20 protein-coding genes are annotated in these 20735 nt (G+C 43.1%); 11 read left to right on the top strand and 9 right to left on the bottom strand.

Annotated elements, in window-relative coordinates; translation table 11 throughout:
- The first annotated feature begins 23 nt into the window (after positions 1-23).
- Complete coding sequence (locus H6G18_RS02170; protein WP_190405433.1) at positions 24-1343, top strand: dihydroorotase; 1320 nt, start codon at positions 24-26, stop codon at positions 1341-1343.
- A 433-nt stretch (positions 1344-1776) separates the two neighbouring features.
- Here H6G18_RS02170 and H6G18_RS02165 read toward each other — a convergent pair whose 3' ends face one another.
- Complete coding sequence (locus tag H6G18_RS02165) at positions 1777-2328, bottom strand: ferritin-like domain-containing protein (RefSeq protein ID WP_190405432.1); 552 nt, start codon at positions 2326-2328, stop codon at positions 1777-1779.
- A 232-nt stretch (positions 2329-2560) separates the two neighbouring features.
- Between H6G18_RS02165 and H6G18_RS02160 the strand changes: the two genes are divergently transcribed.
- The 3 genes from H6G18_RS02160 to H6G18_RS02150 all read left to right on the top strand — a co-directional run bounded on the left by H6G18_RS02160 (position 2561) and on the right by H6G18_RS02150 (position 4806).
- Entirely contained in the window at positions 2561-3241 is a 681-nt protein-coding gene (locus H6G18_RS02160) for a HEAT repeat domain-containing protein (RefSeq protein ID WP_190405431.1), read from the top strand.
- A 72-nt stretch (positions 3242-3313) separates the two neighbouring features.
- A complete protein-coding gene (locus tag H6G18_RS02155) occupies positions 3314-3880 on the top strand; it encodes a phycobiliprotein lyase (protein WP_190405430.1) in 567 nt (188 codons plus the stop codon).
- A 221-nt stretch (positions 3881-4101) separates the two neighbouring features.
- Positions 4102-4806: a Crp/Fnr family transcriptional regulator gene (locus H6G18_RS02150; protein ID WP_190405429.1), complete on the top strand. Its 705-nt coding sequence runs from the start codon at positions 4102-4104 to the stop codon at positions 4804-4806.
- 6 nt (positions 4807-4812) lie between these two features.
- Here the strand turns inward: H6G18_RS02150 and H6G18_RS02145 are convergent, their stop codons facing one another.
- From H6G18_RS02145 to H6G18_RS02135, 3 genes are all read right to left on the bottom strand, one after another.
- Positions 4813-5316 (bottom strand): hypothetical protein, encoded by a 504-nt coding sequence (locus H6G18_RS02145; RefSeq protein WP_190405428.1) that lies wholly within the window; start codon positions 5314-5316, stop codon positions 4813-4815.
- Positions 5317-5342: 26 nt separating this feature from the next.
- The gene (locus tag H6G18_RS02140) at positions 5343-5687 is read right to left on the bottom strand and encodes a cupin domain-containing protein (RefSeq protein WP_190405427.1); all 345 of its coding nucleotides are present in this window, start codon (positions 5685-5687) and stop codon (positions 5343-5345) included.
- Between the two features lie 78 nt (positions 5688-5765).
- Positions 5766-6548 (bottom strand): SAM-dependent methyltransferase, encoded by a 783-nt coding sequence (locus tag H6G18_RS02135; RefSeq protein ID WP_190405426.1) that lies wholly within the window; start codon positions 6546-6548, stop codon positions 5766-5768.
- Between the two features lie 232 nt (positions 6549-6780).
- Between H6G18_RS02135 and H6G18_RS02130 the strand changes: the two genes are divergently transcribed.
- Positions 6781-8424, top strand: a complete 1644-nt coding sequence (locus tag H6G18_RS02130; protein WP_190405425.1) for a tetratricopeptide repeat protein — start codon at positions 6781-6783, stop codon at positions 8422-8424.
- A 213-nt stretch (positions 8425-8637) separates the two neighbouring features.
- On the opposite strand, the gene H6G18_RS02125 is transcribed toward H6G18_RS02130, so the two are convergent.
- Entirely contained in the window at positions 8638-9483 is an 846-nt protein-coding gene (locus tag H6G18_RS02125; protein WP_190405424.1) for a M56 family metallopeptidase, read from the bottom strand.
- Entirely contained in the window at positions 9483-9902 is a 420-nt protein-coding gene (locus tag H6G18_RS02120; protein ID WP_190405423.1) for a BlaI/MecI/CopY family transcriptional regulator, read from the bottom strand. Before H6G18_RS02120 ends, H6G18_RS02125 begins: the two co-directional genes overlap by 1 nt.
- Before the next feature lie 288 nt (positions 9903-10190).
- On the opposite strand from H6G18_RS02120, the gene H6G18_RS02115 reads away from it, so the two are divergent.
- The gene (locus tag H6G18_RS02115; RefSeq protein WP_190405422.1) at positions 10191-10922 is read left to right on the top strand and encodes a 2-phosphosulfolactate phosphatase family protein; all 732 of its coding nucleotides are present in this window, start codon (positions 10191-10193) and stop codon (positions 10920-10922) included.
- A gap of 2 nt (positions 10923-10924) precedes the next feature.
- Here the strand turns inward: H6G18_RS02115 and H6G18_RS02110 are convergent, their stop codons facing one another.
- Positions 10925-11221, bottom strand: coding sequence for a hypothetical protein (locus tag H6G18_RS02110; RefSeq protein ID WP_190405421.1), 297 nt, complete (start codon positions 11219-11221; stop codon positions 10925-10927).
- Positions 11222-11584: 363 nt separating this feature from the next.
- Between H6G18_RS02110 and H6G18_RS02105 the strand changes: the two genes are divergently transcribed.
- The 4 genes from H6G18_RS02105 to H6G18_RS02090 all read left to right on the top strand — a co-directional run bounded on the left by H6G18_RS02105 (position 11585) and on the right by H6G18_RS02090 (position 18176).
- Positions 11585-13966, top strand: a complete 2382-nt coding sequence (locus tag H6G18_RS02105; protein ID WP_190405420.1) for a phosphoketolase family protein — start codon at positions 11585-11587, stop codon at positions 13964-13966.
- A 276-nt stretch (positions 13967-14242) separates the two neighbouring features.
- Positions 14243-15274 (top strand): type I glyceraldehyde-3-phosphate dehydrogenase, encoded by a 1032-nt coding sequence (gap, locus tag H6G18_RS02100; protein WP_190405419.1) that lies wholly within the window; start codon positions 14243-14245, stop codon positions 15272-15274.
- 231 nt (positions 15275-15505) lie between these two features.
- Entirely contained in the window at positions 15506-16936 is a 1431-nt protein-coding gene (pyk, locus tag H6G18_RS02095) for a pyruvate kinase (RefSeq protein WP_190405418.1), read from the top strand.
- A 241-nt stretch (positions 16937-17177) separates the two neighbouring features.
- Complete coding sequence (locus tag H6G18_RS02090; RefSeq protein ID WP_190405417.1) at positions 17178-18176, top strand: transaldolase; 999 nt, start codon at positions 17178-17180, stop codon at positions 18174-18176.
- Positions 18177-18269: 93 nt separating this feature from the next.
- Here the strand turns inward: H6G18_RS02090 and H6G18_RS02085 are convergent, their stop codons facing one another.
- The gene (locus H6G18_RS02085; RefSeq protein WP_190405416.1) at positions 18270-18641 is read right to left on the bottom strand and encodes a hypothetical protein; all 372 of its coding nucleotides are present in this window, start codon (positions 18639-18641) and stop codon (positions 18270-18272) included.
- A 324-nt stretch (positions 18642-18965) separates the two neighbouring features.
- Positions 18966-19394: a hypothetical protein gene (locus H6G18_RS02080; protein WP_190405415.1), complete on the bottom strand. Its 429-nt coding sequence runs from the start codon at positions 19392-19394 to the stop codon at positions 18966-18968.
- 100 nt (positions 19395-19494) lie between these two features.
- Here H6G18_RS02080 and H6G18_RS02075 point away from each other — a divergent pair, with 100 nt between their 5' ends.
- Complete coding sequence (locus H6G18_RS02075) at positions 19495-20712, top strand: acetate kinase (protein ID WP_190405414.1); 1218 nt, start codon at positions 19495-19497, stop codon at positions 20710-20712.
- Positions 20713-20735 lie beyond the last annotated feature (23 nt).

Raw genomic sequence — 20735 nt, 5'->3', positions numbered from 1 at the left:
CAGTCCCAGCGCTGATAGGTTACATGACAACTGAACTTCTGCAACAAGTAAGGGTAATTGACCCGGTTTCGGGAATTGACACTATCACAGATGTGTTAATTGCTGACGGTATAATCCAAGGGAAAACCGACGGTGGGCTAAAGGCCAATGTCCCAGATATTTCTGATATCAGTCCTGATACTCAAATCAGAGATTGTCAGGGATTAGTTCTTGGGCCTGGTTTAGTGGATTTATATAGCCACTCTGGAGAGCCTGGATTTGAAGAGCGAGAAACACTTTCATCTTTCTTGCAAGCGGCGGCGGCTGGTGGTTTTACCAGAGTCAGCATTTTACCCGATACATCCCCGGCGATTGATCAGCCGGCGCTTGTGGCACAGTTGCAGAAGAAGGTAAAGGGGGTAGGGAACAGGGGAGAAGAAAGCCATTCTTTTTTGTCTCCTCTCCCCCTGCTCCATATTTGGGGTGCTATCACCCTGGATGTGGCTGGTAAACAGATGACAGAATTGGCAGATTTAGCGGCGGCGGGTGTTGTTGGTTTTACTGATGGGCTACCTTTAGACAATTTCAACCTGATGCGGCGAGTGTTGGAATATGTCCAACCATTGGCAAAACCCCTGGCATTTTGGCCATGCGATCGCCAACTCATGTCTAATGGTGTAATGAGAGAAGGTGCAAACGCCATTCGCTTTGGTTTACCTCCCGTCCCCGCTAGTGCAGAAACAACCGCGATCGCTGCTTTACTCGAGTTAGTTGCAGCTACAGGTAATACTCAAGTACACATCATGCGTGTGTCTACAGCCCGCAGTGTGGAACTTATAGCCACTGCCAAGGCTAATGGTTTGCCCATCACCGCCAGCACTACTTGGCTACACTTATTGCTAGATACCAAAGCAGTTAAAAACTATCACACTAGCCTCCGTTTAGATCCGCCTTTGGGTAATTCCAGTGATGTCAAAGCATTACGGGAGGGAGTCCGCACAGGAGTGATAGATGCGATCGCTATTGATCATGCACCCTATACCTACGAAGAAAAAGTCCAAGCCTTCGCGGAAGCACCACCAGGAGCGATCGGTTTCGAGTTAGCCTTACCCTTACTCTGGCAGCATCTTGTAGAAACTGGAGAATTTACAGCTTTAGAATTATGGCAGGCTTTGAGTAGTCGTCCGGCTGAGTGCATACAACAAAAAGTTAGTGTGCTTGCTCCTGATCACAAGGCAGAACTAACTTTATTTGACCCCCAAAAAAGCTGGAGAGTTGAAAAGAAAAATCTTTGTACACTTTCTAGCAATACATCTTGGTTAGGGCAAGAATTGCTAGGTCGCGTAGTCAAGATTTGGGTGTAAGAGGATGTTTGAACAGTATTATTGCTAACTTAATACTTATAGAGCAGGGAGGGTTCAAAGCCTCTCCCTGACATGGGGCTACGGTGTACACACATCTTTGTGCTGGGTTCAGAATGTGGTTTGATCCCCCTAAATCCACGCCACTTGCTACAAGTCGGGAAACCCGCCCAACGCAGTGGCTTCCCTTCAAAAGGGGGACTTTGATTCTAGTTCCCCCCTTTTTTAAGGGGAGCCAGCGCGGTCTTGGGGTCTCCCCAAGTGGAGCGACTGGCGTGGGTTAGGGGGGATCAAAACGTTATGGAACAAGGTTTACAGACTTGTGTGTACACCGTAGCCGTCATGGGGAGTGAGGTACTCTACGAGAAGCGCCTCGCTCTATGGAAAGGGGTTTTCAATCCGTTTAACTGAGGTTGATCAAGCTTTCAGGAACTCACTAGCGAGACTTACCGGATTTTGAACCACCTGCTGATTGAGCTTCTTGCATTAACTGCGGTAAATGCTGCTCTAGTTTTTGGGCTGTTTGTTCTTCCTGTTGCAAGTTTTGTTGTAGCAATTGTACGATTTGATCCTGTCCCATTTGTTGGGCAGCTTTAATCAAACCACGGTAGCAGGCGATTTCTAACTGTTCCACCTTAGCTTGACCACCAGCCAATCCCAAGTTGAGAATTTGTTGGTTCTCAGAAGCTAACAGCATTAATTTTTGACCGTCACTTACAAGACCAGCCGCAGCATCACAAGTAACCCGCCTTGGTTGCTGTCCTAAAGCATTGAATACCTGTTCTAGATTCTGAATTTGTTGTTCTGTTTCCCGAATGTGAGTTTCAATCAAAGACTTGAGTTGATTATTTTGGCAACACTGCAACATTGTCTGCTGGGCTTCCCAGAAGCGATGTTCTGCATCATAAATCGCACAAACTTCGTAGATAAACTTTTCTTGGAAGTTGTTGATTCTGGCAGTCCCTGGACGTTCGCTTAGTTGAACCATTGTTCTTCTCCTGAACTTCGGTTTGTCCCTCTAACCTACGTTCCTCACTCAAGGCTTCTCGTCATACCTGAGACACAACTGACTCTTAATACTGTTAATTCTCAATGCTAAAACAAATACATAAAACTCTATTCAGGTGGAAAACACTCTACCCTAATTCCTGAATACCTCACAAACCAACATGAGACATCAGGTAAAGTAAAGTAAAGATACATTAAGAATGCGTTGACAAATGACTATTTCACAATTGCAGGAAATTTCTACTCAGTTAGAAAGTCCAGATTTGCGCGATCGCATGGTAGCCCTGGCCAATTTGCGAAATATCCCTGCTGAGGATGCTGTACCTCTAATTAAAAAGGTATTGGATGACGAATCTTTGCAGCTGCGATCGATGGCAATATTTGCTTTAGGCATCAAACAAACAGCAGAATGTTACCCAATTTTGGCAACTATTCTGGAAAATGACCCAGACTATGGGATTCGGGCTGATGCGGCTGGAGCATTGGGATATCTGGGTGATATTAGAGCTTTTGAAGTTCTATCACGAGCCTTTTATGAAGACACAGACTGGTTAGTACGTTTTAGTGCGGCTGTTTCCCTTGGTAATCTTAAAGATCCACGCGCCCATCAAGTACTCATGCAGGCGTTAGACAGCAAAGAAGGAGTTATTCAACAAGCTGCTATCTCTGCTTTAGGAGAAATTAGAGACATTGAATCTGTCGATAGTATTCTCCGCTTTGCTCAATCAGACGATTGGTTAGTACGGCAACGCCTAGCAGAATCCTTAGGCAATCTTCCCACTCCCAAGAGCGTATCAGCTTTAAAATACTTAGAAAAAGATAGTCATCCTAATGTTGCCGAAGCCGCGAGGATTGGTCTTAAGAGACTTGAAGAAATGGATAATCAAGCTTAATATCAAGCCCCATATTAGCTTTTAATAATAATAAGTGGGATTTTTAGAATTTAGACTCAGGTAATTTCATTCATGAATATTGAAGAATTTTTTGAATTGAGTGCAGGCAAATGGTTTTCTCATCGTACCAGTCATCATTTAGCTTTTAAGCAATCTGAAGACGGCAAATCTGATCTGGTGATTGAGTCACTAGCAGCAGATCATCCAGAGGTCATCAAGTTGTGCGAATTGTACGAAATTCCTGCTAGTGCTGCTTCCTGTGGTGCGAGAGTCACTTGGAACGGCACAATGGAATGGGATGAAGAAAAACACACAGGTTCTACAGTATTAGCCACTGTACCAGATACAGATAATCCCAGCGAAGGTAGACTACTACGAGAAATGGGTTATGCCGAAAAAGCTCCTGTAGCTGGACGTTACAAGATGGGTGACGATGGGGCTTTAACTCTCACCACAGAGTATGAAACCATGTGGTCTGAAGAACGCTTATGGTTTGCTAGTCCCAATTTACGGATGCGCGTCAGTGTCCTCAAGCGGTTTGGTGGCTTTAGTATGGCTTCTTTTACTTCGGAAATTCGCATGGGTGGAAGTCCGGCGGCGGCGAAAGCTGAGGAAGCGGCTAATTCTGCATCAAGTTAAGAAGAAGCAGGGGAGCAGGGAGCAGGGAGCAGGGAGCAGGGGGCATGGGGAAAAGATAATATTTGCTCTCCACTAAGTAAGAGCTTATGCTCCCACTCTTCACTCGCCTTTCTAAGCAACGCTACGCTAAGTGCGATCGCTCTTTCGGTGTTGTCCAGGTAGTATAGAAGGAGCGAAACCTTGAATTTACCATCGTTTGGCGTTTTCAGATCACGCTAATTATGCAGGCCTCCCTAGAACAGCTTTCACAGATTATTGTGTTTGGGGGTTTAGAAACCTCAGACAAAGCAAATTTGCAACCTCACACCCAGGTGCAAAGCTACAGTAAAGGAGAGATTATTCTGCATGAAGGCGATCGCCTGTCTGCTAAGTTATATGCTGTAGTCAGTGGCTCAATTCAAGTTACCAAAACAGCAAACACGGGAAAAGAAACTATTTTGCGGGGATTGAACACTGGGGAAATTTTTGCCGCCCCTGCTTTATTAGGAAATGGCATTTCACCTGCAACTGTGACGGCTGAATCTGATTGTGAAATTCTCACCGTCCAACGTGATGCTTTATTAAAAGCCATCCAAAATAATCCAGAAATTGCCTTACGAATGTTGATGGTTTTTAATACTCGGATTCAACAATTGCATGAAACAGTGCATGGGTTAGTTTCGGAAAGAGCAATTGTTCGCCTGGCTAGATTAATTCAATATTTTGCTACTGAATCGGGAACTGAAGCCAGTTCACAAGGTAAGATTTTAAAAATCAAGTTATCTTACTATCGGATGGCTCGCAGCATTGGTATTACTTATGAAGAATGCGTGCGGTTAATTAAAAGGCTAAATCCAGTCGTTGCGTATAGTCGAGGCGGCAAAATTATTATATTGGATAGTGAGAAATTAGATGCGATCGCGTCTGGGAATATCGAAGAAGTTTGACAGTGTTCAGGAGGCTAATAAAGTTACTCCATTTAATCTATCTTGTTCACGAGATGCGACAACTAGAATTAAACACAATGCTGCAACGGCTTTTTGCCATTCTTGTCTGATTTGCTTATCTTCCACACCTGCGAACACTCCTACTAAGCGAGGAACAGAAGCTTCTAACGCGGGACGAGGAACGGGACGGTGTAACTCAACTAAATGAGTGAGACTTTCCTGATTATTCACAAAACCAACTACCCATTTTGTTGTATGGTCTGGACTATCAGGAACCCGCTTGATTCCTAACTCATTTTTTAACCAGTTGTAAAAAGGTGGTAGTTCCTTAGCTAAAACTGCTCCGGCTGTGGGTAAGGTTTCTTTGAGTAAATCGATATCTAAACTATTTAATTCTTGTTGTAAAATCGGTGAATTGAGAACCTCATTGAGTGTTTTTGAAAGGATAAGTTCTAATTGAACAGAGGTAATATTTAAGTGTTGAGTGAAGGTGGAATACAAAGATGACATTGTAAAAAACTCCCAAGTATTATTGATTATTTATCTGTATTTTTTTCAGAAAGTGTGAGCAGAAAAGTTAAATTTTCTTCAGCCTTTAAAGCATGGGGTGCATTAGCCGATATCAAGATGAAAACACCAGGAACAAGAGTAATATCTTGACCTGATAAATTCAGGATTCCTTTGCCTTCTAAAACATGAATAGTGGCGTTACGAGTGGAAGTATGCTCGGAAATCTCTGTTGTAGCTGCCAGACAAAACAGAGTGTATTGGCAAACTTTATCTTGAAAGATGACTTGACTCTTAACTCCAGCACGGGGATATTCAATTTGTTCTCGTAGTTGGATGACAAGAGATTGGTTGTTTATTGTTTGGTTGGACATGGTTGATAAATTCCGATTATTCTGTAAATTTGTTGGTGCAGTTATCGGCAGTAATTACGAGAAGAATTAATAACAAATCTAGTCTTGTTGAGCAATAGCATACAGAATGATATAGCCTAATTCATGGCGGTATTTGTTAAATATATGGCGCATTGCTAAAACCCGTTGACGAATAGATTTCTGCATCAAAATATTCACTAAAATCTGCATGGTGTTGAAAACACCTTCATCTTGAAACATCCGCCATAAGTTTAATAAATTCATCGAGCCGATTTGATGTTTCTGTACTTTTAATCCTGCTGTTTCACAAGCTGCAATCCAGTTGACTTCTGAAAGTGGTGTAGAATTTACTCGAATTACTGTTGCTAAATCAGCACGAATTTGTTCTTCTTTGTCATTAGCTAATAGTTCATGGGAGAGAAACTTACCCCCCGGTTTGAGTCGATTGTGAATTTCCGCCAAAAGCTTGGCTTTTCCTGATGGAGACTGCATTGTGAGAATGGCTTCAGCTAAAACATAATCAAACTTTCCTGATATTTCATCCAGATGAAAAATATCACCTTCAATGATTTCAATTTGATTTTCTAACCCAGCCGCACGGACATTCTCACGCGCACGAACTACACTATCAGGATTTTTTTCTACGCCTACTACTTTCACATGGTAGCGTTGAGCAAGGGATATCGCACTGTAACCGAAGCTAGAAGCTAACTCTAAAACTGTTTCATGAGGATGAAAATTTGCCCACTCGCATAATTTTTCTGTAGCTATTCGTCCACCGGGGCGTAGATATTTCTTGCCTGCTGCTGCTAGAATTTGGTGTCCAGAAGCGTTTTGGAGATTGAGGTTTGTACTGGTCATCTCTGTGACCCTCTGAATTTGTTATACCCTCAATTTGCCAGAAATTTATGATGCTGTCTCTGAGGTAGCTCAAAGAAGCTGGTAAGCTGAAACTGATCTAAATTAAATATTCGGATGAGCAAGGATGCCCACTCCACAAGAGTTAGAATAATTTAAGTTTGAACCTGCGGAATATATAAGGCAACTCGGTATAAAATAAAGTAACCTCACCAAAAAACTCGCAGAACTATAAATGGACTGGATTACGCTACTGCGATCGCTACAGTCTGATTTTATTAAAAGGTTATCATCTGGTTGTCTGCTGCATTGCGAAATAGAAGGTCAATATAGCGAATTAACGGTTATCTCTGGCGAAAGATTAACAACACTACGAGACTTTTGCTGGCTGATGGCTGAAAAATACAAGCGGGTTTCACCAGTCCGTGACGTTTTTATTAGCTACCTCAAGGGTAAATTGGGTGAGGAGGTTGTTAAAGAACGTTTAGCTGATTTGATTACTGAAGTAGATTATGAGAAGCGACTTGGTGGTGATGGCAAGATAGATTTTACTTTAACTGCTAACCCGGCTATTGGCATTGAAGTTAAATCGCGTCACGGTAGTATTGATCGAGTGAGATGGTCAGTTAGTGCCGAAGAAGTCGAAAAAAATGCAGTGATAGTTTGCATTTTTATCAAGGAAGATGTTAACGAAGCACAAGCGGCATATCATCTATTATTAGCTGGCTTTTTGCCTACTCAAATGATTAAATTGAAGACAGGTAAAATCTCATTTGGGATAGAGCAATTACTTTATGGTGGTGGTTTATGGGGATACTTGGAACAGTTGCAAGCTTCCGTAAATTATCATCGTTTCAGACAAACACCACCAATTTATCAATATCAGTCTCAGCAAGAATTATCATCTAAGATAAATAAACATAATTCAATCAAATCAGCTTTATTTACTGACATTAAAAATGTTTTACCTGATAGACGAGAAGAAGAGATAAATTTAGATTATACAAAACTGGGTGATCAATGTTTTACCCAAGGAGAATATACTGCATCTATTGATAATTATAACCAAGCATTAAAACTAACTTCGAGTGATGCTGAACTATATTATAAACGGGGTTTAGCTTATTATCAGTTGGGAGATTATGAGGCAGCGATCGCCGATTATTCCCAAGCTATAAATATTAACTTTCATGATGCTAAATCATATCATAAACGCGGTTTAGCTTTATCTCAAATAGCAGCTTATGAAGCCGCCATTGCAGATTATACTCAGGCAATTAGAATTAATCCTCATGCTGCTGTTGTTTATAAAAACCGTGCAGAAGCACGTTCTCATTTAGGAGATAATCAAGGAGCAATTGAAGATTATACCCAGGCTATCAAAATTAATCCTCAGTATGCAGATACATATAAAAATCGAGGAATTTCTCGTTATTTATTAGGCATACAACCAGGATTTACTCAAGCAATTAAGATTAATCCCAACGATGCCAATGCTTACAAAAATCGTGGTAATGCTCGTGCAGATATTGGTGATTATGCAGGAGCAATTGAAGATTACACCCAGGCAATACAAATTAATCCCCACGCTGCGGATACCTACTATAACCGTGGTAACGCTCGTTATGATTTAGGGGATGAAGAGAGCGCGATTGAAGATTATACTCAGGCAATACAAATTAATTCTAATTATGCCGATGCTTATTACAACCGTGGTAATGTTCGTGCCGCCATCAAATATAAGCAAGCAGCAATTGAAGACTTTCAAAAAGCAGCAGATATATATCGTAAAGAAGGTCAATTAGAAGAACTTCAAGATACAAAAGAAAGAATTTTAGAGTTAGAGATAGAGGAATCAATAGATATTTTAAACTTTTAAAGATGTCATCTAAGTCCTAATGCACCGAAAATATCGAATGGTGCGTTGCGCTATAGGACAACACACCCTACAAAAAATGATTGGCAATGATTTAAATTAAATTGATTGACAAGAAGCAGGGGAAAAGGTAGAAACAAAGCCGAATTGTGGGCAAAAGCCCCCTTGCTTCTCTACGTTCCCTGCTCCCTGCTCCCTGCTCCCCTGCTTTTTCACTTAGGTGTGAAATATCACAGTTAGTAACGGCAGAAGTGCCAACAGGAAACCATGCCAAGACAGTAAATCAGCGTCTGAGGTTTGGTTTGGTGGTGCTAGTAGGGCTTCTATTCTCTGTTCTAAGCGATCGCCTACACCATCACCCAAAGCAGCACAGCAAATTTCTGATTGTGAGAATACAGAAGCATTACTTACTACTAATAAGAGTGATTCTGCTAACAACAAGGGATCTACTTGGGATGCGGCGTAACTGTCAGCACGGAGTTCGCGCAATACTAAAAGTTCTTGCCACAAAGCATCTGTATTGGGCAGCCAAGCAGTGCAAGAACGCACCCAACCGAGCCAGAAAAACCAAAATGTATCCCTATAATGGAAATGTCCTTGCTCATGGGCTAAAACGCTTTCTACGTGGTTTGGGGACAGTGTTTGTAGTAATCCTTGGCTGACTACTAATTCAGGTTGCCAAAAACCAATTTGACCGGCAAATAGTGCTTCTGTGCTGAGTAATCTGACTTGTTTACCCTCAAAATTAACTAAAGGGCAATGGCGGGCAGATTGTAGCGATCGCCAGCCTTGTATAGCCAGTTTGACGCACAAAAAAGAGAAAATTCCCAGAAAAATTAATGCTAGTGCGTAGCTCAACCAACCTGTGTATACTCCTCCCATTTTGCCTTGCGGCCCCATACACAAAAGAGCGATCGCCGTCATCAAAATTAACAAAGGTGGAAAGAGAAAGAAAAACAAAGCTCTTTGCCACCGTGCATCCCAATTACCTTGGGGATTAGTCCCAGAACTTCTGAAAATCCACGAAACTGCCAAAACAGTCAAAATCATCAGCAAGTGCATTATTGTTCCTCCCTGGCTTGGCGTGCAGCTTGAATGCGTTTGGCGATCGCTTCTATTTGTTCGCTGGCTGCTTCATCAAGACTATCAGCAAAGGCTGCCACTACATCAGGGTTGCCCACTGCCAAAAAGCGATGCAATTGATCGTGGGCTTTAATGACCTGTGCTTGTTGCTGAGAAAGTAATGGTCGCCAGTAAAACGCCCGTCCTTTTTTATCACAAGCCAACCAACCTTTGTCTGTGAGGCGACGCAAAACAGTAGTTACAGAGGTGTAAGCTAATTCGCGGTTAGGGTCAGCCAGAATGCGATCGTGGACATCTTTAACTGTAGCTGAACCCACTTCCCAGACAATATTTAAGATTTCTGCTTCCAGAGGGCCTACAGACATTTGTTTAGGACGATAGTCGGGTAAAGGAGCCATATTAGTTGCCAGTTGCCAGTTGTCAGTTGTCAGTTGCCAGTTGTCAGTTGCCAGTTGTCAGTTGTCAGTTGTCAGTTGTCAGTTGTCAGTTATTATTATCCCTTGCTCCTCAACTCCCTGTCTTTTTCTGGATTATCTTTAAGTTAGTCAGCGATCGCATAAATCCCATAATAAGAAATAATCTTGCCTAACCATAAGAAATAAGGTCAATTCAGTTGTCATTATGGGTAATGACACCAATTAGAATGTAATCTCGACAGTAGTATTTAGAGCAGGTGTATCCCGCGCGTGAAGCTATTTGTATACCATACTCCGGAATTAACCCCCAAAGATCAGGTTCCAGACTGCGCGATCGCAGTCGATGTCCTACGAGCCACTAGCACAATTGCCACCGTCCTTTCTGCTGGCGGTGAAGCGGTGCAGGTCTTCAGCGATTTGGATGAACTAATTGCAGTTAGTGAAACATGGCCTCCACAAAAACGGCTCAGAGCCGGAGAACGTGGTGGCGGGAAAGTCGTTGGTTTTGATCTGGGTAACTCTCCCCTTGACTGCACACCAGAATTAGTGGAGGGACGACGCTTGTTTATTAGTACTACTAATGGTACTCGTGCTTTAAAACGGGTACAAGACTCTGCCACTGTATTGACAGCTGCTTTTATTAACCGAGCTACCGTAGTCCAATATCTTTTGGAAAAACAACCAGAGATAGTCTGGATTGTCGGCTCAGGTTGGGAAGGTAGTTATTCTTTAGAAGATACCGCTTGTGCAGGAGCGATCGCTCACAGCGTTGTCGAAAAATCCCAGTTACCCCCAGAGGAATTAGCTGGTAATGATGAAGTAATTAGTGCGATCGCTCTTTACTCACAATGGCAAAACAATTTATTAGGATTGTTCCATCATGCTAGTCACGGCAAACGTTTGTTACGCCTTGAATGTCATGAAGACCTAAAATATTGTTCTCAAACCGATGTTTTAACTGTTTTGCCTATCCAGAAAGAACCAGGAGTATTTAAAAGTTAAAACTAAATATGCAAAATCAATAACTTAAGAAATTTTTGTTTTTTAGATTTAGCATTTTTTAGGGCTGTCGCATTGGCAATGACAACTAGAGTTTGAGTCAGAAATTTAGGGGTGTAAGTATTTTCAACACTTACGCCCTTTTCTTGAAAATAATTCGTGTTTCTTTGCTTTAGTAGTAAAAAATATTGAGTCACAGCAGCACTAATACCAATTAAAAATAAAAAATTAAAACGCCAGGCATAACAAGACTTGAGGAATGCGTGTCTGTCGCCTTCTTTTTCCCAATTGGTATAAGACACAGAGAAAAAGATGTGCTTGTAATTTCATTTACTTCTATCAAAAGTATTACTTTCCCATATCAAAATACTAATCATTACTATTTGTATTTTGAATTCAAATGTGATTTTCTTAACACTAGATAAAATCAATGTTAAAAATTACTCACTACAATGTGAAGTCTGTTAACCTTTCAGGGGAGCGAGCAACAGAATTTCTTTACTTTTATTGAGATTGGCGAAAATGGATGAAATTGGCTAATCAAGCCTAAAGTTCCAGTCTGCCAGTGGAAACATTCGTCATAAGTAAGATGACTCGCATACCTGAGAACACTAGACTGGCATACTAACGAATCCAGCAAATTTATTGTTTAATTGGAGATTCAGATGACTTTAGCAAGTCCTCCACAGATAAAGCCTTTAAAAGATGAAGAATTGCAAAAAATAAACGCCTACTGGCGTGCAGCCAACTATTTATCAGTTGGACAAATATATTTACTCGACAATCCCTTACTCAGAGAACCACTTAACAAAGAACACGTTAAACCACGTCTTTTAGGTCACTGGGGAACCACCCCAGGACTAAACTTCATATACGTCCATCTCAACCGGATTATCAAAAAGTACGACCAAAGTATGATTTACATTGCCGGGCCTGGTCATGGCGGGCCTGGATTAGTAGCAAATACTTACTTAGAAGGTACTTACAGCGAGTATTACCCGAACATCTCCCAAGATGCTGGAGGGATGCAAAAACTCTTCAAACAGTTCTCCTTCCCTGGTGGGATTCCCAGCCACGTTGCACCGGAAACCCCTGGTTCAATTCATGAAGGTGGTGAACTTGGTTATGCTCTTGTTCATGCCTTTGGTGCAGCTTTTGATAACCCAGACTTAATTGTAGCGGCGGTTGTTGGTGATGGGGAAGCTGAAACTGGTGCCTTAGCTACCAGTTGGCATTCCAACAAATTTCTTAATCCTGTAAATGATGGTGCTGTATTGCCTATTCTCCACCTGAATGGGTATAAAATTGCCAATCCCACAGTTTTGGCACGGTTAAGCCACGAAGAATTAGAAAGCTTATTTGTCGGCTATGGTTATAAACCTTACTTCGTTGAAGGTGCTGATCCCGCAGTTGTGCATCAACAAATGGCAGCAACTTTAGATACAGTGATTGCGGAGATTCACAGTATCCAAAGAGAAGCCCGTGTACATGGATTTACCAAGCGTCCCCAGTGGCCAATGATCGTCCTGAGAACCCCCAAAGGATGGACAGGGCCAAAAGAAGTAGATGGGAAAAAAACAGAAGATTACTGGCGATCGCACCAAGTACCCTTTGGCAATGTATCAGGTAATCCAGAACACCTGAAACTCCTGGAAGAGTGGATGAAGAGTTACAAACAAGAAGAACTCTTCGACACTAACGGCAAACTTCTACCAGAATTAGCAGAATTGGCACCGAAAGGCGATCGGCGTATGGGAGACAATCCCCACGCCAACGGCGGTATCCTGTTGCGTGACCTGGTGATGCCAGACTTTAAAAACTATGCCGTTGACGTTCCCAAACCAGGTAGAATCATTGCCGAAGCTACCCAAGTCACAGGCAAATTCCTCCGGGATGTGATGAAACTCAACCTAGACAGCCGGAACTTCCGGGTCTTCGGCCCTGATGAAACAGCATCAAACCGCATCAACGCAGTGCTAGAAGTCACAGACCGGACATGGGTTGCTGAAACTCTCCCAGAAGACGACCACCTCGATCCTAGTGGTCGGGTCATGGAAATCCTCAGTGAAACTTGCTGTCAAGGATGGTTAGAAGGATATCTGCTAACAGGTCGTCACGGTTTCTTCTCCTGTTACGAGGCATTTATTCACATCATCGACTCCATGTTCAACCAGCACGCCAAATGGTTGAAAACCACCCGCCACATTTCTTGGCGCAGACCAGTAGCCTCTCTCAACTACTTGTTAACTTCCCATGTTTGGCGACAAGACCACAATGGCTTCTCTCACCAAGACCCTGGTTTTATTGATCATGTAGTTAACAAAAAATCGGAAATTATTCGGGTATATCTTCCCCCCGATGCCAACACCTTATTATCAGTGACAGACCACTGTTTAAGAAGCCGTAATTATGTCAACGTCATTGTTGCAGGCAAACAACCAGCCCTACAATTCCTAGATATGGATGCAGCAATTAAGCACTGTACCAAAGGCATTAGTATTTGGGAATGGGCAAGCAACGACCAAGGCGGTGAACCAGATGTAGTCATGGCTTGCGCTGGAGATGTTCCCACCTTAGAAACCTTGGCAGCTGTAGACATTTTACGCCGCCACTTCCCTGACTTAAAAGTGCGGGTAGTCAACGTTGTCGATTTGATGACATTACAGCCCAACACAGAACACCCCCACGGTTTAAGTCCCAAAGACTTCGATACAATTTTCACCACCGACAAACCCATCATTTTCGCCTTTCACGGCTACCCTTGGCTCATCCATCGCTTAACATATCGTCAAACCAACCACAATAACCTCCATGTACGCGGTTACAAGGAAGAAGGAACTACTACCACTCCCTTTGATATGGTTGTGCTGAACGACCTTGACCGCTTCCATCTAGTAATGGACGTAATTGATCGCGTACCAAAACTAGGCTACAAAGCAGCTTATGTCAAACAACAACTACAAGACAAGCTCATCGAACACAAACACTACATTTCCAAATACGGCGAAGATATGCCAGAAATTAGTGACTGGCAATGGCCGTATTAGAGAGTAGAGGGTAGGAGAGATGAGGGAGAAAGGGGGTCTTTTTTCTTCTTGTTTGATCCAGATCCCCTCCAGATCCCCGACTTCTTGCAGAAGTCGGGGATCTTGCAACTTAGCAAAATGAACTCTCCAAACCTTAAAAGATGCCAAGTAATTGGGCTTTAAGCGTCTGGGGCTGTCACGATCAGCTCAGTCAGACTAAAATTTCCCTGGCTATTTGCACTGTTAAAGCTAGGGTAAAAGCCCAGATTGATTTGACGAAAATGTAGGAGGTTAGTTTTGACGAAGTTAAAAGTTGGCATCAATGGATTTGGTCGTATCGGGCGACTTGTGCTTCGCGCTGGCATTAATAACCCTAACATCGAGTTTGTGGGAATTAACGACCTCGTACCACCCGATAACCTTGCTTATCTCTTAAAATACGACTCTACACACGGTAAGCTAGGAAACCAAATTGAAGCCAAAGATGACGGTATTGTGATCGATGGACATTTTATTCCCTGTGTATCAGTCAGAAATCCAGCAGAATTACCTTGGGGAAAATTAGGTGCTGATTATGTCGTAGAATCGACTGGATTATTTACCGACTATGAAGGCGCATCTAAGCACCTACAAGCAGGAGCAAAGCGTGTAGTAATTTCTGCCCCTACCAAAGACCCAGATAGAGTGCGGACACTTTTAGTTGGTGTTAACCACGATTTATTTGATCCCAGCAAAGATTTGATTGTCTCCAATGCTAGCTGTACCACCAACTGTCTAGCACCCATCGCTAAGGTGATTAATGACAACTTTGGTCTAACCGAAGGGTTAATGACCACAGTTCACGCTATGACTGCGACTCAACCCACGGTAGACGGCCCCAGCAAGAAAGACTGGCGCGGTGGTCGAGGTGCAGCCCAAAATATTATTCCCTCTTCCACAGGTGCAGCCAAAGCGGTGGCATTGGTTTTACCAGAGTTGAAAGGTAAGTTAACTGGTATGGCTTTCCGCGTCCCTACTCCAGATGTTTCCGTTGTGGATTTGACCTTCAAGACTGCCAAAGCCACCAGTTACAAAGACATCTGTGCAGCAATGAAGCAAGCATCTGAAGGTTCACTAGCAGGTGTTTTAGGTTACACCGATGAAGAAGTAGTTTCCACAGATTTTCAGGGTGATACTCATTCCAGCATCTTCGACGCAGGCGCGGGAATTGAGCTAAATTCCAACTTCTTCAAGGTAGTTGCTTGGTATGACAACGAGTGGGGCTACTCCAATCGTGTAGTTGACCTAATGTTGTCAATGGTAAAAAAAGAACAACTGGCTGCTGTTTAAGAAAATGGGAAGCGGGGAGTCAAAAGTGCTGAGTACAACTTTCTTTCAAACCTAACCCCCAACCCCTTCCCTTGCAGGGAAGGGGAGTAATAATTAAAGCCTCTCTCCTCGCAGGGGAGAGGTTTGGAGAGGGGTTTCAAGAATAAGTCGCACATCACGTGAGTTCTTAATTTTGAATTTTGACTTGATTTCCCTTGCGCCCCAATCTCCAGTCCCCTATCCCCAATATCTATGCGTCGGACTAAAATTATCTGTACTGTAGGCCCTGCTACATCTGCACCAGAACGGTTAGAAGCGTTGGTAGAAGCTGGGATGAATGTAGCGCGGTTGAATTTTTCTCATGGGGCTTATGACTTTCATGCCCAAACGGCTCAGTATTTGCGGCAAATCAGCGCTGACAAGCAAAGACCGATCGCTATTATGCAAGACCTTTGCGGCCCCAAGATTCGCTTGGGAACTTTACCGCCGGAAGGGTTAATGGTAGAGGCTGGCAAGGAAGTCACTTTTGTCTTGCAAGAAAAGGGTGATAGTCTCGATGAATTGCCTTTACCTTTGCCGACTTTGTTTGCAATGGTAAGACCGGGGGAACCCATCTTAATTAATGATGGTCGTGTCAAGTTGATTGTCACCGATCGCGATGCCGATCACATTCGGGCTGTGGCGAAAATTGGTGGTGTGATTTCTACTCGTAAGGGTGTTAACCTCCCAGCGACTCGTTTACCTGTCAGTTCCATCACCGAAAAGGACTTACAGGATTTACGTTTTGGTATCCAGTTGGATGTGGATTGGGTGGCGGTTTCCTTTGTGCGATCGCCTTATGACTTAGAACCAGCTCAACGGATGATTGAAGCGGCTGGGAAAACGATTCGGGTGATTGCCAAAATTGAACGCCCAGAAGCCGTTGAGCAAATTGATTCTATCATCGCCGTCGCTGACGCAATTATGATTGCCCGTGGTGATTTGGGGGTAGAAATGCCGATCCATGAAGTCCCCCTGATTCAGAAGGACATCATTCGCCGTTGCAACCAAGCGGGTAAGCCCGTGATTACCGCAACGCAAATGCTAGAGTCGATGATTAGCGCCCCCGACCCCACCCGCGCCGAAGCTACCGACGTTGCTAACTCCATTTTTGATGGTACAGATGCGGTCATGCTCTCTGGGGAAACGGCTGTGGGAGAGTATCCCATCGCCGCCGTCCAGATTATGCACGATATCGCTATCACCACAGAAAAATCCTTAGAAGAGGGTAGCAAACATTGCTGGACACATGAAGCGGGTAGTCTTAGCGTTACCGAATCCGTAGCCGAAGCCGTTTGTCGCATCGCCTACGAAACAGGTGCAAAAGCGATCCTCTGCAACACCACATCGGGGAGTACAGCAAAACTTGTGTCGAAATATCGTCCGAGTACACCCATTTTTGCTTTGACTCCCGATGAAACAGCCTACCATCAGTTAGCACTTTCTTGGGGTGTGGAACCGTTGCTGACTCCACCAGTCCACAATGCGGAGGAAATGTTTATAAATCTTATAAACACTGCCGTCAGAACGGGTTTGGTGCATGAAGGTGACAAGGTTGTAATTACTTCTGGAGTACCAATTGGTAAATCAGGCACAACTAGTTTAATCAAAGTGCATTCTATTGGACAACCGATCACAGCCTAATATTCCTAGAATAAGTCTGGGGCTTTTGCCATTTAACCAAATTGGGCAATGGTTAAGAAAAATTGCCAAAATCAGAATTATAAGGAATAAGCAAGGGTGTGGAGAAGAGGGGATAGGGTAAATCCTAAACAAAAGGGACTTACTAGTCCAAAGCAAGGTCAGATCCCCGACTTCTTGAAGAAGTCGGGGATCTAGCAACCCAGCAAGTAAGTCTTAACAAACTAAAATCATGGAGTATTTTATGACTAAAAATCTACTAGAACAATTGCGAGAAATGACTGTTGTAGTTGCAGACACAGGTGATATTCAAGCAATTGAAAAGTTTACACCCCGCGACGCGACCACCAATCCTTCACTGATTACGGCAGCTGCTAAAATGCCAGAATATCAGGAAATTGTAGATCAAACCTTACTCCAAGCTAAAAAAGATGCAGGCGCAGGTGCAAGCAAAACTCAAATTGTCTCCTTAGCTTTTGACCGTCTGGCGGTTGCTTTTGGATTAAAGATTTTACAAATTATCCCTGGTCGCGTTTCTACAGAAGTAGATGCTCGCTTATCTTACGATACTGAAGCTACTATTACCAAAGCACGGGAATTAATCGCTCAATATAAAGCAGCTGGTATTGGCACAGAGCGTGTTTTGATTAAAATTGCTTCTACTTGGGAAGGTATCAAAGCGGCGGAAATTCTGGAAAAAGAAGGTATCCACTGTAACTTAACATTACTATTTGGATTGCATCAGGCGATCGCCTGTGCAGAAGCCGGTATCACCTTAATTTCTCCTTTCGTTGGTCGGATTCTTGACTGGTACAAAAAAGAAACCGGACGTGATAGCTACCCCTCTGCGGAAGACCCAGGTGTATTATCTGTCACCACAATCTACAACTATTACAAGAAGTTCGGCTATACAACCGAAGTTATGGGAGCTAGTTTCCGTAACATTGGCGAAATTACTGAGCTTGCGGGTAGCGACTTGCTGACAATTTCCCCAGGTTTGTTGGGTGAATTACAAGCTACCATTGGTGAGCTACCCCGCAAACTTGACCCAGCGAAAGCAGCTACTTTGGATATTGAAAAGATTTCCATCGACAAAGCTACTTTCGACAAGATGCACGCGGCTGACCGCATGGCTTATGACAAACTAGACGAAGGTATCAAAGGCTTTACTAAAGCGCTGGAAGAGTTAGAAACACTACTAGCCGAGAGATTAGCTCGTTTAGAAGTAGTCGCAAGTCACTAAGTTTAGATTGCTTCATTCGGTGGTTAGTGGCTTATTGGTTGATGGAACCCAGCCACTAACCATTAAATCCCCTGTTTCCATAAAGTCTTAGTGTTAGCGACGGATATATTGTCTGCGAACACCAGGACGAATATATCTTCTACCGACTGGACGACGGATATATTGTCTGCGGACACCACGACGTAAATATCTTCTACCGACTGGACGACGGATATATTGTCTGCGGACACCACGACGTAAATATCTTCTACCGACTGGACGACGAATATATCGTCTGCGGACATCACGACGTTGAGCAAGTAAAGTAATTCCAGGCTCACCATTAATCAGGTTGGCTCCTGGTTCAATACTTTGTTGATCAATGTTATTACTGATGTTGGTAGCTTTTGCCTCAGCCAAAAAAGGTGGATAAACTAAGCCACAAAGTAATATGGCGAGGGAAGATAATTTTGCAAAACTTTTCATGTTTTTCATTGTTAGTAAAAAAGGATATCAGTGAAAAACATATAGTCTTATTAAATAGGGTTATATCTATCCTGAGAGTGATATTTTGAATACTAAGAAATTTATTCAGGAATGAGGAGATAGCTTCAACTACACAAAATTATGGATATGCGGTATGAGGATAACAGACAACAAATAATAGTTCTAACCCAAGCCAATTATAGTTTTCAGATGTTCTGTACAATGAATGATTTATGTTAATTGGCAATTAAATGAGGTACATTCTAGCCCCTAAAATAAGTGAGATGTACCTCACTAAAACGAGAAAATTTATCTGGTCAATCGTTAATGATGACGTCGCCACTCGTATACTAATCGCCCATAGCGATCGCGGACAAGTTCCCATCCTCCATTACGATAGTATTGACCGTGATAACGCGCTCTGCGATAGTATCTACCGTGAGATCGTCTATGGCGATAGTATTGCCGATAATAATGTCTGTTATGATTGCGCCGTCTGTAATAATGACCTCTACGCCGCCGTCCATGATAATACCGTCTAGCCCTTCTTCGCCCGTAATAATGTTGTCTACGGTGGTGGTGAGCTAGCAAAAGTTCTCCACTTTCACCTGCAACTAAGTTTGTTTCTGCTTCAATACTCTGCTCATTGAGAACATTATTTTGAGTACTTTCTTTAGCCTCAACCAATGTAGGCGGATAGAGAAAGGCTAATAACAGAAACACGATTGAGGATAGCTTCTGGAAACGGTTCACGTCTTTGCTTTTCCTAAAATATCGGTAATAAGTTTAATAAATACTTGAAATTAAGCAACGATATAGCTCACACTTCACAAACCTGAATTAAGCAAAAGTAATGAAAGTACTAATTTTGAATGCTGGTTCAAGTAGCCAAAAAAGTTGTTTGTATGAAATCCCAGATGATGCTCTCCTGAGTGAAGCACCCCAGCCGCTTTGGGAAGGGAAAGTTAACTGGACTCAAGATAGGGGTGTGGCGGAAATTGAAGTGAAAACAGCCACGGGTGAAACGCTTCATGAATCTATTTATGGCGACTCCCGTCAAGCACACGTCACTTATATGCTTTATACCCTCAGTCGTGGCGCGACTAAGGTTATCGGTCAATTATCAGAAATTGATGTAGTGGGACATCGAGTAGTACATGGTGGGCAAAATTACCGCAGTAGTGTAATTATTACAGAAGAAGTTAAACAGGCGATCGCTAAGTTATCAAACCTAGCTCCAGCACATAACCCAGCCGCTTTGGAAGGTATAGAAGCTATCGAAAAAAGCTTGGGAGATGTCCCCCAAATAGCAGTATTTGATACTGGCTTTCATGCCACCTTACCTGATGCCGCAGCCATCTATCCCGGCCCCTATGAATGGGTGGAACAAGGTATCCGCCGCTATGGATTTCATGGCATTAGTCACCAATACTGTTCTGCTCGCGCAGCCCAAGTTCTCGGTCAAGATGTGGCATCTCTGCGGATAATTACCTGTCATTTGGGGAACGGTTGCTCTTTGGCTGCAATTAAAAATGGTCGCAGTGTTGACACTACAATGGGATTCACGCCCTTAGATGGGTTGATGATGGGTAGCCGTTCCGGTTCCATCGATCCAGGGATTATTATTCACTTAATGCGACAATCTGATTATTCTGCCGAAAGATTAGACTATGTTTTAAACAAAGCCTCCGGCTTACGGGGTATCTCTGGTGTTTCCAGCGATTTACCCCAGGTAATAGAAGCCATTACTCAAGGTAACTACCGCGCCCAACTGGCATGGGATATGTATGTCCACCGTCTGCGTTCTGGTATTGGTTCCATGCTGGCGAGTCTGGGAGGTTTGGATGTGTTAGTGTTCACCGCAGGCGCAGGGGAAAAATCCGCAGGTATTCGTCAAGCAGCCTGTGAAGCCTTTGGATTTTTGGGATTAAAAATTGACCCGGAGAAAAATCAAAACAAACCAGTGGATATAGATATCGCCACTGCTGATTCTACAGTACGAGTGTTAGTAATTCACACTCAAGAAGATTGGGCGATCGCCCAACAATGTTGGCATCTATTGAAAAGGTAAAATTATTATTGATGACTTCTATG

This window comes from Anabaena subtropica FACHB-260, assembly GCF_014697105.1.
Lineage (GTDB): Bacteria > Cyanobacteriota > Cyanobacteriia > Cyanobacteriales > Nostocaceae > Trichormus > Trichormus subtropicus.
The sequence above is the reverse complement of the archived record's forward strand: the minus strand, read 5'-3'. Positions and strand labels throughout refer to the sequence as shown.

Coding starts and splice junctions, on each gene's coding strand:
- H6G18_RS02155 (WP_190405430.1), top strand. CDS start 3,314: ATGAATATTGAAGAATTTTTTGAATTGAGTGCAGGCAAATGGTTTTCT.
- H6G18_RS02135 (WP_190405426.1), bottom strand. CDS start 6,548: ATGACCAGTACAAACCTCAATCTCCAAAACGCTTCTGGACACCAAATT.
- H6G18_RS02145 (WP_190405428.1), bottom strand. CDS start 5,316: ATGTCATCTTTGTATTCCACCTTCACTCAACACTTAAATATTACCTCT.
- H6G18_RS02165 (WP_190405432.1), bottom strand. CDS start 2,328: ATGGTTCAACTAAGCGAACGTCCAGGGACTGCCAGAATCAACAACTTC.
- pyk (WP_190405418.1), top strand. CDS start 15,506: ATGCGTCGGACTAAAATTATCTGTACTGTAGGCCCTGCTACATCTGCA.
- H6G18_RS02140 (WP_190405427.1), bottom strand. CDS start 5,687: ATGTCCAACCAAACAATAAACAACCAATCTCTTGTCATCCAACTACGA.
- H6G18_RS02160 (WP_190405431.1), top strand. CDS start 2,561: ATGACTATTTCACAATTGCAGGAAATTTCTACTCAGTTAGAAAGTCCA.
- H6G18_RS02120 (WP_190405423.1), bottom strand. CDS start 9,902: ATGGCTCCTTTACCCGACTATCGTCCTAAACAAATGTCTGTAGGCCCT.
- H6G18_RS02130 (WP_190405425.1), top strand. CDS start 6,781: ATGGACTGGATTACGCTACTGCGATCGCTACAGTCTGATTTTATTAAA.
- H6G18_RS02075 (WP_190405414.1), top strand. CDS start 19,495: ATGAAAGTACTAATTTTGAATGCTGGTTCAAGTAGCCAAAAAAGTTGT.
- H6G18_RS02085 (WP_190405416.1), bottom strand. CDS start 18,641: ATGAAAAGTTTTGCAAAATTATCTTCCCTCGCCATATTACTTTGTGGC.
- H6G18_RS02170 (WP_190405433.1), top strand. CDS start 24: ATGACAACTGAACTTCTGCAACAAGTAAGGGTAATTGACCCGGTTTCG.
- H6G18_RS02105 (WP_190405420.1), top strand. CDS start 11,585: ATGACTTTAGCAAGTCCTCCACAGATAAAGCCTTTAAAAGATGAAGAA.
- H6G18_RS02125 (WP_190405424.1), bottom strand. CDS start 9,483: ATGCACTTGCTGATGATTTTGACTGTTTTGGCAGTTTCGTGGATTTTC.
- H6G18_RS02150 (WP_190405429.1), top strand. CDS start 4,102: ATGCAGGCCTCCCTAGAACAGCTTTCACAGATTATTGTGTTTGGGGGT.
- H6G18_RS02090 (WP_190405417.1), top strand. CDS start 17,178: ATGACTAAAAATCTACTAGAACAATTGCGAGAAATGACTGTTGTAGTT.